Annotated in this window: 13 protein-coding genes; 10 read left to right on the forward strand and 3 right to left on the reverse strand. The window is 35.6% G+C overall.

The genetic code is table 11. From position 1 onward, the window contains the following. Positions 1-11: 11 nt before the first annotated feature. A complete protein-coding gene (gldJ, locus tag DCS95_RS19220; protein ID WP_116772423.1) occupies positions 12-1679 on the reverse strand; it encodes a gliding motility lipoprotein GldJ in 1668 nt (555 codons plus the stop codon). A gap of 440 nt (positions 1680-2119) precedes the next feature. On the opposite strand from gldJ, the gene porV reads away from it, so the two are divergent. The 9 genes from porV (at position 2120) to DCS95_RS19265 (ending at position 11655) form a co-directional block, all read left to right on the forward strand. Continuing rightward, positions 2120-3268, forward strand: coding sequence for a type IX secretion system outer membrane channel protein PorV (gene porV / locus DCS95_RS19225; protein ID WP_116772424.1), 1149 nt, complete (start codon positions 2120-2122; stop codon positions 3266-3268). A gap of 104 nt (positions 3269-3372) precedes the next feature. Further along, the gene (gene cdd / locus DCS95_RS19230; protein ID WP_116772425.1) at positions 3373-3861 is read left to right on the forward strand and encodes a cytidine deaminase; all 489 of its coding nucleotides are present in this window, start codon (positions 3373-3375) and stop codon (positions 3859-3861) included. Between the two features lie 188 nt (positions 3862-4049). Beyond that, entirely contained in the window at positions 4050-5048 is a 999-nt protein-coding gene (gene pdhA, locus DCS95_RS19235; protein WP_116772426.1) for a pyruvate dehydrogenase (acetyl-transferring) E1 component subunit alpha, read from the forward strand. Positions 5049-5052: 4 nt separating this feature from the next. After that, complete coding sequence (locus DCS95_RS19240; RefSeq protein WP_116772427.1) at positions 5053-6684, forward strand: pyruvate dehydrogenase complex dihydrolipoamide acetyltransferase; 1632 nt, start codon at positions 5053-5055, stop codon at positions 6682-6684. Positions 6685-6768: 84 nt separating this feature from the next. Then, positions 6769-7818: a M28 family metallopeptidase gene (locus tag DCS95_RS19245; RefSeq protein WP_116772428.1), complete on the forward strand. Its 1050-nt coding sequence runs from the start codon at positions 6769-6771 to the stop codon at positions 7816-7818. Further along, positions 7818-8498, forward strand: coding sequence for an SDR family NAD(P)-dependent oxidoreductase (locus DCS95_RS19250; protein WP_116772429.1), 681 nt, complete (start codon positions 7818-7820; stop codon positions 8496-8498). The genes DCS95_RS19245 and DCS95_RS19250 overlap by 1 nt, the downstream gene beginning before the upstream one ends. 1 nt (position 8499) lies before the next feature. Beyond that, a complete protein-coding gene (locus DCS95_RS19255) occupies positions 8500-9102 on the forward strand; it encodes a SprT-like domain-containing protein (RefSeq protein WP_116772430.1) in 603 nt (200 codons plus the stop codon). A gap of 1 nt (position 9103) precedes the next feature. Continuing rightward, positions 9104-10183, forward strand: a complete 1080-nt coding sequence (locus tag DCS95_RS19260) for a mannose-1-phosphate guanylyltransferase (protein WP_116772431.1) — start codon at positions 9104-9106, stop codon at positions 10181-10183. Positions 10184-10185: 2 nt separating this feature from the next. Continuing rightward, entirely contained in the window at positions 10186-11655 is a 1470-nt protein-coding gene (locus tag DCS95_RS19265; protein ID WP_116772432.1) for a DUF389 domain-containing protein, read from the forward strand. Here DCS95_RS19265 and DCS95_RS19270 read toward each other — a convergent pair. After that, complete coding sequence (locus DCS95_RS19270) at positions 11652-12419, reverse strand: ABC transporter ATP-binding protein (protein ID WP_116772433.1); 768 nt, start codon at positions 12417-12419, stop codon at positions 11652-11654. The two genes, DCS95_RS19265 and DCS95_RS19270, sit on opposite strands and share 4 nt — an antisense overlap. Then, positions 12419-13156 carry an MlaE family ABC transporter permease gene (locus DCS95_RS19275; RefSeq protein WP_116772434.1) on the reverse strand — a complete coding sequence of 246 codons (738 nt, stop codon included), beginning with the start codon at positions 13154-13156 and terminating at the stop codon, positions 12419-12421. Before DCS95_RS19275 ends, DCS95_RS19270 begins: the two co-directional genes overlap by 1 nt. A gap of 111 nt (positions 13157-13267) precedes the next feature. On the opposite strand from DCS95_RS19275, the gene pafA reads away from it, so the two are divergent. Further along, on the forward strand, positions 13268-14941 hold the full coding sequence (pafA, locus tag DCS95_RS19280; protein ID WP_425269170.1) for an alkaline phosphatase PafA: 1674 nt from the start codon (positions 13268-13270) through the stop codon (positions 14939-14941). Position 14942 lies beyond the last annotated feature (1 nt).

Here is a 14942-nt window from a genome sequence, read left to right on the forward strand (position 1 = left end):
GTAGATAAAAATTATTTGGCTTTTTTACCTCTAACTGTTTTGTTTTTTGTTTTCGACTTAGAGCCAACTCTAGACATTGCACATCTAAACCCTATATAATCCGTAGCCATGTACTGCGGTAAATATCTTCTTTGTGCAGGATCTAACCAGTATGCTCTGTCTCTCCATGAGCCACCTTTGTAAACTCTAACTTCATCGTTGATCAAAGTGGTTCTGTTGTTAGATGAATCGTAGCCTTTTATTAGATTTCCTAAAGAATCTCTTTCAACTGAGTGTTTTGGAGAGTTGTACATTTTGTCTTTAGTATCTTCTTCTTCATCGCTAAATCTATCGTAGAACCTTGAAGAGCCTGCGTCACCATCTCTATAACCTCGGTTATCACTTGAAGAGAAATTAGTTCTTAAATAAGTTTCTTCTTCATCTACAGGAACCATTTTTATTTCTCCTGGCAAGTTTACGGCTACTACTTTTCCATTAGGTAAAGTATCATAGACAATTGAATCTCTTAAAATGTTGACTTTGCCATCTTCGCCTATGGCACTTTTCATGTAAATATTTCCTCTATAATAGTTGAAATCACTTACTTCGTCATCAACTATTGGACGATAAACATCAGCTACCCATTCGGCAACGTTACCTGCCATGTCGTAAAGACCTAAATCATTTGGCTTGTATGACATAACTTCGGCAGTAATATCGGCACCATCATCAGACCATCCAGCAATTCCGCCGTAATCACCTTTTCCTTGCTTAAAGTTGGCTAATTGATCTCCGCGACCTACACGTTGTCCGTTACGGGTATAATCACCTTCCCAAGGATATTTTTTTCTACCTCTGTAGTTGTTGTATTCTCTCTGTCCAACTTGAGCTTGAGCAGCATACTCCCATTCCGTTTCGGTAGGTAGTCTATATTCTGGCATAATGATACCACTGCTTCTTTTTGCAAAAGTAGATACACTATCTTTTTTCTTTTTACCTTGTAATGAATCTATTTGACCATTGTACACAGATTCAGGTCTGTTTAAGTAAGCCTCTGTGCTAAAGGTACCTTGTACTTCGCCGGTAGCAGCTTGGTATTTTGCATCTTCAGACAAATAACCTTCTCTTTCTAACATAACTTCGTTTACACGATCTGTTCTCCATTCGGCAAATTGTGTAGCTTGAATCCAGTTTACTCCAACTACTGGGTATTCTGCATATGCAGGATGTCTAAGGTAGTTGTTTGTCATGGTTTCATTAAAACCTAATCTGTTTCTCCATACCAAAGTATCTGGCAACGCACCTACATAAATGTTGGTGTATTTAGGATTTTCAGGTGGGTATACGCTTTTTAAATAGTCAAGGTATTCCAAGTACATTACATTGGTTACCTCTGTCTCGTCCATATAAAAAGACTGAACATGTTGAGAAGTAGGTGTGTTGTTCCAGTCATGCATAACGTCATCTTGAACCTTACCTTTGGTAAACGTTCCTCCTTCAACAAATACTAATCCAGGAGCCGTTTCTTGCTCTTTAAAATCGGTATTGTATTGAAAACCACCTTCCTTGGCATTTATTTTCCAACCTGTAGCTCTAGAGGTATTTTTAGAAGAAGATGAAGATTTTGAACAGCTACTTACTGTAAAGCCTCCTACTATAACCGTGCATGAGAGTACAACTTTTACTAAATGTTTTTTCATAATTAGGACTTGAGTTCAATTGTCATATTAACCAGTAGTTTGGTTCCTAATTAATATGATACTGTAATTTCTTTTAATTTGTTTGTCACTTTCGCTCAATAGAACGGTGTTTTCATGAGATTATTTTATAATTAAAAATAATTTTGAAAATCTCAAAAAGAACAGCCTGCAAAATTAAGCTCGCTTTAAAGGTTAAACGCTTAATTTGGTCAAATAGTATGGTTTTAAATAAAACTTTTGGAAAGTGATGATAAGTACTGTAATTCAAATTGAATCAAATGCTAAGCTCAATAAAATATAGCATGGAAAATAAAATCTTATAAAAAACTTAACGTTCATGCAAGATAACGGGAAAATGTGCGTTTACATGTAAAATATTAGAGTGGGAAATAGGGTTATTCCTATATTTCAACTTTATAAATTAAAAGAACAATTCTAAGATGAGAAAAATTTCATTAGTTTTCTTTGTATTGATTATCGGTAAGGTGTTTGCACAAGATGACCAACGTGTAATAACTACGGCGGTACCATTTCTAACAATAGCTGCAGATGCTAGGTCTGCTGGTATGGGCGATATGGGTGTAGCAACTTCTACAGATGCTTTTTCTCAACAATGGAACCCGGCAAAGTTTGCCTTTGCTGAGCAAAAAAATGGTATTGGGGTAAGTTATACTCCTTATTTGGAGAGTATTATTACAGATATTTCCTTGCTGAATGCAAGTTTTTACAATAAAATAAACGAACAAAGTGCCTTTGCGGTCAGTTTGCGATATTTTACATTAGGTGAAATTGAATTGCGACAGTTTGCAAATGATCCGGGAACTATAGCAAAGCCTAATGAACTTGCATTAGATGGTTCATATTCATTGAAATTAAGTCCTACTTTCTCTATGGCTGTTGGTGGTAGATACATAAGATCTAATTTGAAATTACCACAAAATGGGTCAGAAGATTCTCAAGCGGCAGGTTCCTTTGCTGTGGACGTAGCTGGTTTCTATAGGTCTAGAGAGATTGCTTATAATAATTTTGATGGTAGGTGGAGAGCAGGTTTTAACCTTTCTAATATTGGAGGTAAAATTCAATATGATGAAGGCGGTCAAGAAAACTTTTTACCTAGTAAATTAAGTGTTGGTGGTGGTTTTGATTTTATCTTGGATCAAGATAATGTAATAGGTATTACAACGGAGTTTACGAAATTGCTAGTGCCAACCCCACAAGATTTTGATGGTGATGGTGATGTTGATGCTGCGGATAACGACATTTATCAAAATGAAAGTGGATTTAGTGGAATATTTAATTCCTTTTCCGATGCGCCAGATGGTTTTAGCGAAGAGCTAAAAGAGTTTACTTGGGCATTAGGGGCTGAGTATGTTTACCAAGATGCGTTTATGATAAGAACCGGCTATTTCAATGAGAGTGAAGAAAAAGGTTCTAGAAAATTCTTTACACTTGGTGCGGGATTCAAATTTAAGGCGGCTCAAGTAGATCTATCTTATTTGTTTTCAACGTCTCAGGTACGTAACCCTTTAGAAAATACACTTCGTTTTTCTCTTACCTTTAATTTAGGTGAAGAGTATTATAATGATTAAGATTTAAAGAATGACTAATAAAAAAACCTGCAAATTTGCAGGTTTTTTTATGCGGTACATTTTTAAGTTGAATTAATATATGTAGATTCATAAATAAAAAAGAAATGGTAAACAAAAAGAAGATAAGCTTCGATATTACTATATATGACTCCTTTGACGATTTAAAAGAAGAAGATCAAAACTTAATGAACGCCGCTGTAGAAGCTAGGCATAGGGCGTATGCGCCTTACTCAAGTTTTAATGTGGGAGCTTCTGTTTTGTTAGATAATGGGAAAGTCGTAGAAGGTAATAATCAAGAAAATGCTTCTTATCCTTCTGGGTTATGTGCTGAAAGGGTAGCGATTTTTTATGCCGGTGCCAATTATCCTGGGGCAAAAATAAAAGCCATAGCCATAACTGCTGCTTCTTTAAATCATGAGGTTAACGAACCCGCAGCGCCTTGTGGAAATTGTAGACAAGCGATATCGGAATATGAATTTAAGCAAGGGGAATCAATAAAAATTCTAATGATGGGTGAAACGGGTAGTATCATTGAGTGTAATTCTTTGGCAGATTTACTACCATTAGGGTTCAATAGCTCGTTTCTTAATTGAAAAAACCTTAAAAAAGTATTGAAATTATACACGTTATATGCTTTATTTGTTAAGCATGTAATTTCTTAATGGAATTGCTTCTTTAATTTTTATCGATTCATTTATATGTGTATTTTTGCTTTTCTTGGATACATGTGTAGTACTACAAATGTAATCTTTAAAGAAATTTAAACCTTTAGTTAAAATTGATGGAAAAAATCACCAAGGAAACGTATTTGAAATGGTATGAAGACATGCTGTTTTGGAGGAAATTTGAGGATAAATTGGCTGCTGTATACATACAGCAGAAGGTAAGAGGATTTTTGCATTTGTATAATGGGCAAGAGGCAGTTTTAGCTGGTGCTCTTCATGCAATGGATCTAAGCAAAGACCGTATGATAACTGCATATAGAAACCATGTTCAGCCAATTGGTATGGGTGTAGACCCTAAAAAAGTTATGGCAGAGCTTTATGGTAAAGTAACCGGTACTTCTAAAGGTATGGGTGGATCTATGCATATTTTCTCAAAAGAACATCGTTTTCACGGAGGTCATGGTATTGTTGGAGGTCAAATTCCATTAGGTGCAGGTATGGCTTTTGGTGATAAGTATGCCGGAAGAGATAATGTTACCTTATGTTATATGGGTGATGGTGCTGTTAGACAAGGTTCTTTGCATGAAACGTTTAACCTTGCTATGTTATGGCAATTGCCGGTAGTTTTTATTTGCGAAAATAATGGGTACGCAATGGGTACTTCAGTTGCTAGAACTTCATTCTCTACCGAAATTTGGAAGTTAGGTTTGGGTTATGAAATGCCTTGTGGACCTGTTGATGGTATGAACCCGGTTACGGTTGCGCAAGAAATGAGTAAGGCTATTGAAAGAGCACGTAGTGGTGGCGGACCTACTTTTCTTGAAATGAAAACGTATAGGTATAGAGGTCACTCTATGTCAGATGCGCAACATTATAGAACTAAAGATGAGGTTGAAGAGTATAAAAAGATAGATCCGATTACTCAGGTATTGGATATTATTAAGGAAAATAAATACGCTACTGACGCAGAAATCAAAGAAATTGACAAAAAAGTAAAATCTTTGGTTAAGGAATGTGAGCAGTTTGCAGAAGAATCAGATTATCCACCAGTAAACCAATTATATGATATGGTTTACGAACAAGAGGATTTTCCATTTGTTCAACATAAAATATAATTAAATGGCAATAGTAGTAAATATGCCCCGTTTGAGCGATACCATGGAAGAGGGTACCGTTGCTAAGTGGTTAAAAAGCGTTGGAGATAAAATAGAAGAAGGAGATATATTAGCTGAAATTGAAACTGATAAGGCAACTATGGAGTTTGAATCCTTCAATGAAGGTACTCTATTACATATTGGTATTCAAGAAGGTGATACAGCTCCGGTAGATAGTCTTTTGGCAATTATTGGGGATGAAGGTGAAGATATTTCTTCTTTATTAGGTGGAGATATTGCGTCAGAATCAGATGAGGAACCAGCCAAAGAGGAAGTTTCAACTGAAGAAGAAGAAACTTCTGGAGAAACTGAAATACCTGAAGGTGTTGAAATAGTGAAAATGCCTCGTTTAAGTGACACCATGGAAGAAGGTACTGTGGCTAGTTGGTTGAAGAAGGTAGGTGATGACGTTGAGGAAGGAGATATTCTTGCTGAAATTGAAACGGATAAGGCTACAATGGAATTTGAGTCTTTCTATACCGGTAAATTGTTATATATAGGTATACAAGAAGGTGAGTCTTCTCCTGTAGATGCAGTTTTAGCTGTTATAGGTCCTGAAGGAACAGATGTTGATGCGGTTTTGAGTAACAAGTCAGGTGGAAGTAAAAAAAGTTCTAGTACCAAGGCTAAGAAAGAAGAGTCTAAATCTTCTGAATCGACCGATAAAAAAGAAGCTGTTAAATCTGTTGCCGATAGTGAGCGTATTTTTGCTTCTCCTTTGGCTAAGAAAATTGCGGCGGATAAAGGTATAGATTTGGCCAAAGTTTCCGGTTCTGGAGATAATGGAAGAATCATAAAAAAGGATATAGAGAATTATACGCCTAGTGCAGCTGCAGCACCTTCTGCTTCGGCAAATGTACAAGCCGAGAATGCGGTAGCTTCTCAACCTGTATCTATGGCATTGCCATCTGGTGAAGAAGGTACTGAAGAGGTTAAGAATTCTAATATGCGTAAGGCGATAGCCAAAGCATTGGGCAATTCTAAATTCAACGCTCCACATTTCTATCTTACCATTGAGGTGGATATGGATAATGCAAAAGCATCAAGAGCACAGATCAATAGTTTGCCAGATACCAAAGTTTCATTCAATGATATGGTATTGAAGGCTTGTGCAATGGCACTTAAAAAGCATCCGCAGGTTAACACCTCATGGAATGGAGATACAACAAAGTATCATAAGCATATTCATATGGGTGTAGCTGTTGCTGTAGATGAAGGTTTGGTAGTACCAGTTGTAAAGCATGCAGATTTGTTAGGTTTAACTCAAATAGGTGGAGCTGTAAAAGAATTGGCTGGTAAAGCTAGAAACAAAAAGATTGCTCCATCAGAAATGGAAGGAAGTACATTTACCGTTTCTAATTTAGGGATGTTTGGGATCCTTGAGTTTACAAGTATTATCAATCAACCAAATTCGGCAATCCTTTCAGTTGGTGCTATTGTTGAAAAACCAGTTGTTAAGAATGGAGAAATAGTAGTTGGTAACACTATGAAGTTGACCCTTGCCTGTGATCACAGAACGGTTGATGGTGCAGTAGGAGCACAATTCCTTCAGACATTAAGATATTATGTAGAAAATCCGGTAACTATGCTTGCGTAGTTAAACGATTTTAAAATTGTATATCAAAAGCATCCTTTCATCGGGATGCTTTTTTTTATCTTTAGATTTTAATCGAAAAATTTTATGAAACAAATACTAATTGTATTTCTAGGTATTTTGATGCTCGCTTGCGGAGGCACAAAAGTGGATCAATCAACAATATTAAATCCTACCAACCCAAAAGGAGTAAACGGAGCTGTAGTGTCAGAATCTGAAGTGATAAAGGATAACGGTGGTGTAAGTGCTGTAACATCTACGGTGGTAGCGAATTCTACACCCGAAGATATTGAACAATTGATGGTGTTTTTAACTTCAGATGATTTACAAGGTAGAGATACCGGTAGTGAAGGTATTTCTAAAGCTGCCGACTTTATTCAAAATGTGTTCGAAAACAATAATATTAAACCATACTTTTCGACATACAGGGATACTTTAGAAAACTATAGTGGAGGTGCAGCTTATAATATAGTAGGCTTTTTGCCAGGATCAGATTCAGATTTAAAAAATGAGTTTGTTATTATAGGTGCACATTATGATCATATAGGAATGATTAGTGGAGATGATAGTGATACTATTGCCAATGGCGCAAATGATAATGCTTCAGGTACTACAGCAGTTTTGGAATTTGCAAAATATTTCGGAAAGTTAAGAAACAATAAGCGTAGTATTATTTTTGCATTATTTTCTGCCGAAGAAAAGGGCTTGCTAGGGTCAAAACATTTAGCGAGTAAATTAAAATCGAAGAATATTGATTTATATGCCATGCTAAACTTTGAAATGATCGGTGTGCCCATGGTGGGTAAAGACCATAGTCTATATTTAACAGGGCATGAACTGTCTAATCTTGCTGAAATCAGCAATGAATATGCGCAAAAGAATTTAGTGGGGTTCTTGCCAAAAGCCAAAGAATTTAATCTATTTAGACGTTCTGATAATGCTCCTTTTCATGATGAGTTCAATGTACCGGCTCAGACCTATAGTTCGTTTGACTTTACTAATTTTGGAGAATATCATAAAGTAGGCGATGAAGTATCATTGATCAATTTTAATTTTATGTCAGATATTATAAATGAGGTTAAGCCTATGTTGAAAGGTATAATTAATGCTCCTTCAAAAGAAATTAAATATAACTAATGAAATTTATTGTTGTTACAGGTACAAGTAGGGGTATTGGCTTTGAATTAAGTAAATTATTGGCAGACGCAGGTTATAACGTGTTGGCACTTTCAAGAAATGAAGAGCCTATAAAAAGTATTGCACATAAAAACATTACAGCATTTCCATTTGATGTTTCCTCTATAGAAGATAGAGAAAAGGTTTCCAAGTATTTAAAGGGTGAAAATGGAAAAGTTATAGCCCTCATAAACAATGCGGGTAAATTAATAAACAAGCCATTTTTGGAAATTACGGAAGATGAGTTTAAATCAGTTTATGATGTAAATGTATTTGGAGTAGCTTCAATGACGAAGTTGATTGTACCGTTTATGGATGACGACGGTCATGTACTTACTATCAGTTCTATGGGAGGTATCCAAGGAAGTGCCAAATTTCCAGGGCTTTCGGCATACAGCTCTAGTAAAGGGGCCGTGTTGACTTTAACCGAGTTGTTAGCTGAAGAATTTAAGGAGTCTGGTCCCTCATTTAATGCACTCGCCTTAGGAGCGGTTCAAACTGAAATGTTAGAAGAAGCTTTTCCGGGATATAAAGCACCGGTCAGTGCAAAAGAAATGGCGGAATATGTAATGGATTTTGCTTTAAAAGGGCAAAAAATGTATAATGGTAAAGTTTTGCAGGTAAGCAGTAGTACTCCTTAAAATGCAGCAAACGTTAGCTAAATATCTTCCAGAATTGGCGGTTAGTCCATGTTTTGAACTAATTAAGGATAGTCAGGTGCATTTAAAAATTGTAAATGAGCGTGTAACAAGGCATGGAGACTATAGAAGAAGAAAAGATGGTAAACATCAGATTACGGTTAATGCTTCATTAAATAAATATCGGTTCTTAATTACTTTAATACACGAGATTGCCCACTTAATTGCTTTTGAGAAGTATGGTAGAAATATAAAGCCACATGGTGTTGAATGGAAAAAAACATTTCAATATTTGATGCTTCCATTTATCCGTCCAGAGATTTTTCCTTCTCAATTATTGCCCTTGTTGGCAAATCACTTTAAGAACCCTAAAGCTAGTAGTAGTACAGACGCACGCTTATCAATAGCTTTAAAACAGTTCGACGAACAACAATCAGATAAATCTTACGTTTACGAATTACCAATAGGATGTGTTTTTCGCATTTATAATGGTAAACTTTTTAAGAAAGGTAATAAGCGAACCAAGCGTTACGAGTGTATTGAGGTATCTTCGGGAAGGGTATTTCTTTTTCAACCTAATGCAGAAGTAGAATTAATAAAAAGCTGACATGAATAAAAATTATTACGCCGTTTTAATGGCTGGAGGAGTAGGATCTAGATTTTGGCCAATTAGTACAAGTGAGAACCCAAAACAATTTCATGATATGTTGGGTACAGGTGATACGCTTATACAGAAAACATTTCAAAGGTTGAATAAATTTGTGCCTACGGAAAATATTTTGATTCTTACCAATGAGCGTTATAATGATTTAGTTTTGGAGCAGTTGCCAATGGTAAAACAAGAACAAGTTGTTCTTGAGCCTGCAATGAGAAATACGGCACCATGTATTTTATATGCGGCATTGAAAATTCAAAAAATGAATGAAGATGCGGTAATGATCGTTGCTCCAAGTGACCACTGGATCGAAGATGAAGAGGCTTTTGCCAAAGATGTAACGGCATGTTTTAAAAAATGCGAAAGCGAAGATGTATTATGTACCTTGGGTATAAAACCGTCTTTTCCAAATACAGGTTTTGGTTATATAGAATACAACAAGAAAGATACGGCTCCTATAAAAAAAGTAAATCAGTTTAGAGAGAAGCCAGATTATGAAACAGCAAAAGATTTTTTAGCACAAGGCAATTTTCTATGGAATGCCGGTATATTCATGTGGAGTGCCAAAACTATAGTGAACGCATTTCAAAATTTTCAACCTAAGCAATATGCATTGTTTAGAGACGGTTTAGTGTGCTATAATACTGATGACGAGAAGAAGTTTATATCTGAGAACTATCCTAAGGCTGAGAATATTTCTATTGATTATGCAATTTTAGAAAACTCTGAAGCAATTTATGTAAAAGAAGCTACATTTGATTGGAATGATTTAGGTACATGGGGTTCTTTATACGATAAGTTGGATAAAGACGAAAACAATAATGCGGTTGTCAACTCGAAAGTACTGGTAGAAGATGCTAGCGGAAATATGATCAGGTCCAAAGCCGGAAAGGTTGTCGTTGTTGACGGACTAAATGATTATATTATAGTTGATAAAGATGAAGTTCTATTAATTTATCCTAAGACAAAAGAACAAGATATCAAACAGGTTTTAAATAAGGTAAAAGATACCTTCGGTGATGAATTCGCTTAAATATGGAGAACAATCTTAATCAAGATAATATTACCCCAACCAGTAACGAAGGTGGTGGAGGTGATGAAGTGAAAAAAGACTTTCAAGGTCTTTTAGGTAGTGTAAAAAAGTTCCTTTCTGAGTTGTTGGATATTAGAACCAACACCGATCAGCAGGCAACAAAAGAAGCTATTATTGCCGATATTCCATTTAAGGGGCACACATCTTGGATTTTGATCTGTTCTATATTTATTGCATCTATAGGGTTAAATGCCAACTCTACTGCCGTTGTCATCGGTGCCATGTTAATATCACCACTTATGGGTCCTATTTTAGGAATAGGAATGTCCGTTGCAATTAATGATATCGATACCTTAAAAAGATCATTAAAGAACTTTGCCGTAATGGTGGTTCTGAGTGTTATAACAGCTTATTTATTTTATCGTTTTTTTCCTTTAAGGGATGAGTCTTCAGAACTTTTAGCGAGAACAGAACCAGATATTAGAGATGTGTTGATCGCTTTCTTTGGTGGTTTGGCACTGGTAATTGCACGTGCAAAAAAAGGTACTATTGCCAGCGTAATTTTTGGTGTGGCTATTGCTACTGCCTTAATGCCGCCATTGTGTACAGTTGGTTTTGGTTTGGCTATTGGTAATTGGGGTTATGCATCTGGTGCAATGTACCTCTTTATTATTAATACAATTTTTATAGCATTGGCAACCTTTTTGGTCATAAAACTTTTACGTTTTCCAATGGTGCGCTATGTTAACTCACAGCGAAGAAAACTAATAGCTAGGTTAGCCTCCTTATTGGCAATATTGGTCATGATACCTGCAGGTTTTACGTTTTATAATGTTTTTAAAAAGTCATTGTTCAATAGGGATGCAGAAGCCTTCATCACTGAAAAAATTGAGCCTTATCAGTTTGCTGGCGAAGGTAAATTCTTAAAAGATTTTAGTGAGGTGGTCTATAATGATGAGGGTAACTCAAAAATCGAGTTATTTTTTATGGGGAATGATGGGATACCTGATAATGTAATCGCTACTTGGCGAAATCAGATGTCTGAATATAAACAACTTTCAGATGTTGAGCTTGCTGTGGTACAAGGGTCTAGAAGTGAAGAAGCGAATGAACTTAAGTATGTAAACGAGTTGTACGAGTCTCAAAAGAGTATTTTAACCAGTAAGGATGAGAAAATACAGCTTTTAGAAAATGAACTGATGCGTTTAAATCAGATATCTTCTAATCAAATTCCTTTCAAGGAAATTAGTCTTGAGGCTAAGACAAATTACGAGAATTTAGAGCGATTGGGTTATGCTTATTTAATTTCGACAGATTTCACGAAAACTGATAGTATTCCTTTGTTCGAAGTTACTTGGAAAAAAGAAGCTAAAAGAGCAGAAACGGTTAAGGATATGTCTAAACTTCAAGAATGGTTAAGACTTAGGTTGAATAATAAGAATATTCAGATTAAGGAAATGCCCAAAGACTAGTTTTGTTCTTGAATGTACATTTGACGTACCTTTTTAAAGAGATCAGATGAGTATACAAAATTGGTAACCGATTCATTATCAGTCTTAAAAATTTCATTTTTAGTGCCCTCCCATTCTAGAAGTCCGTCTTTTAAGAAAATAATCTTCTCGCCAATTTGCATAACCGAGTTCATATCATGCGTATTGATTACGGTAGTGATATTATATTCTTCGGTAATTTCTTTAATTAAATTATCTATAAGAATAGCAGTTTTGGGATCAAGGCCAGAATTAGGTTCGTCACAAAAAAGATATTTCGGATTCATTACAATTGCACGGGCTATAGCTACACGTTTTTGCATACCACCAGATATTTCTGAGGGGAATTTGTGATGTGCATCTACCAGGTTTACTCTTTTTAAAACCGTATTTACCCTTTCTTGCATTTCAGACTTCGATTGATTTGTAAACATCTCTAAAGGAAACATTACATTACCTTCAACCGTCATACTATCAAATAGAGCACTGCCTTGAAAAACCATACCCATTTCTTGACGTAAATCGCGCTTTTCGTCATCGGTATGATCTGCATATAATTTTCCATCGTAAGCTATACCACCTTCTTCGGGCTCGAAAAGACCTAAGAGACATTTTAAAAATACCGTTTTACCAGAACCACTCTGACCAATGATCAAATTGGTTTTTCCTTTTTCAAAAGTGGTAGAAATACCTTTAAGGATATGAGCATCGCCAAAAGATTTGTGTATGTTTTGTACGTCTATCATTATCCTAATAAAAGTTGGGTTAATATGTAGTTTAAAATAATAATCACAACACTCGTCCATACGAACGATGTAGTACTTGCTTTACCTACTTCCAATGCTCCACCCTTCATATAAAAACCATGAAATGAAGGTACGGTGGCAATAACAAAAGCAAAAATTAAAGTTTTGACAAATGCATACGCTATGTGAAATGGAACAAAGTCAGATTGTAATCCCGTATTAAAATCTTCGCTCGTTAAGAATCCTCCAAAAACACCTGCCATCCATCCACCGAAAATTCCAACGTACATTGAAATTGCAATGGCAAAAGGGTAAAATAACATTGCAATTATTTTTGGAAAAACTAAGTAGTTCAAAGAATTAACACCCATAACTTCTAAAGCATCTATCTGCTCCGTTACACGCATTGTACCAATACTTGAGGTAATATATGATCCCACCTTACCGGCCATAATTATGGAAACAAAAGTTGGGGCAAATTCTAAAATAACCGATTGCCTTGTAGCGAAACCAATTAAATTTCGTGGTATTAATGGGTTGGTGAGATTAAGTGCTGTTTGTATGGCTACAACGGCACCAATAAAAAAGGAAATAAATATGATGATACCTAAAGAGCTAAAAATTAGTTCATCTATTTCCTTGAATATAAGAGACCTCATTATTCTCCATTTCGTAGGCTTTTTAAAAACCTCACGGATCATAATGGCATAGCTTCCTATAGATGCTAAATAGTTCATTTATTAAAAATAAAAATCTTACCGTAAAAATAACAATAAAGGACCTGATTTAACCTCGGTTTAATCTTTAAAGAGGTAAATTATTTACATTTGTGCTTCAATCTAACACGAATGAAAATGAAAAAATATTTTATTACTTCCTTATTTGTCGGAACCTTATTGGTAGCGAGCGGCTTAACCGCACAAAAGAAGAATAAAGACAATGTAAGTGATGATTTGTTAAGGGTGAAACCTAAATTAGTTGTAGGCGTAGTAGTGGATCAAATGCGATATGATTACCTAACACGATTTTATGATCAATTTGGCGATGACGGATTTAAAAGATTGGTTGAAGAAGGTTTCAATTGCAAAAACAATCATTTTAACTATGCACCTACAAGTACAGGTCCTGGGCACACCTCTGTATATACCGGTACATCACCATCTGTACATGGTATAATTGGAAATAATTGGTATGATAAAGAAACCGATACTAGCGTATATTGTGCTAGTGATGATACATACTCATCTGTAGGGACAACTGCAAATGCGGGTAAAATGTCTCCACATAGAATGACGGTGACCACCATAACGGATGAATTACGATTACATACGCAAATGCAAGGGAAAACAATAGCTATTGCATTAAAAGATAGGGGTGCGGTATTACCTGGTGGACATACCGCCAACGCAGCATATTGGTTTCATGGAGCCGATGAAGGTAAGTGGATAACAAGCACATTCTATATGGATCAATTGCCTAAATGGGTAAGTGATTTTAATGCATCTGGTAAAGCGCAATCATATAAAAGAGAATGGAATACCTTAAGGGATATTAGTGAGTATAAGGAAAGCGGAACCGATAACAACCTATTTGAAGGTAAATTTGATGGAGAAAACGCTACTTCATTTCCTCACAAACCGGCTGAGCTGTTAGATAAGACCAAAAGTTTTGATATTATAAAAGCAACTCCATTTGGAAATTCATTGACTACAGATTTTGCTATTGAGGCATTAAAACAAGAAAGATTAGGCACAGATGATATCACCGATTTTTTAGCTGTAAGTTTTTCAAGCACCGATTATGTTGGACATATGTTTGGTGTTAATTCTAAAGAAATTCAAGACACCTACTTAAGGCTAGATGAAGATATTGCTAGATTGTTCAAAGCCTTGGATAAAAATGTGGGAGAAGGGGAGTACACAATGTTCTTAACCGCGGATCATGGTGCTGTTGAGGTACCTACTTATTTAAAGAGTGAAAAAATACCATCTGGTTATGTTGATACAGCTGCGAACAAAAAGAGGTTAAACGAATTTTTGCAGTATAAATATAGCACAGTAGATATAGTTAAAAATTACTCTAATGATCAAATCTTCTTAGATCATAAAATTATAAAGAATCTAGATCTTAGCTTGGCAGAGGTACAAGTTGAAATTGCTCAAGAGGTATTGGGTTATGATGCTATTGATAGAGTGTATACTGCGAATCAAATGTGGAGTAATAATTATACATCTGGTATACCGTATATTTTACAAAATGGTTACAATCAAAAAAGATCCGGTGACGTATTGATAGTTTTAAAGCCAGGATATATTTCTTATAGCTCAACGGGGTCTACTCATGGGTCGCCTCAAATTTATGATACACATGCCCCATTATTGTTTTATGGTAAGGGGGTAAAAGCAGGTTCAACGATTAATAGAACAGAAATTCCTGATATTGCTCCTACAATATCGGCATTGTTAGGTATTTCTTTTCCAAATGGAACTACTGGAAAGCCTATAACTGAGGTATTAAAATAAT

Origin of the sequence: Maribacter litoralis, from assembly GCF_003075045.1 — a bacterium.
Classification (GTDB): domain Bacteria; phylum Bacteroidota; class Bacteroidia; order Flavobacteriales; family Flavobacteriaceae; genus Maribacter; species Maribacter litoralis.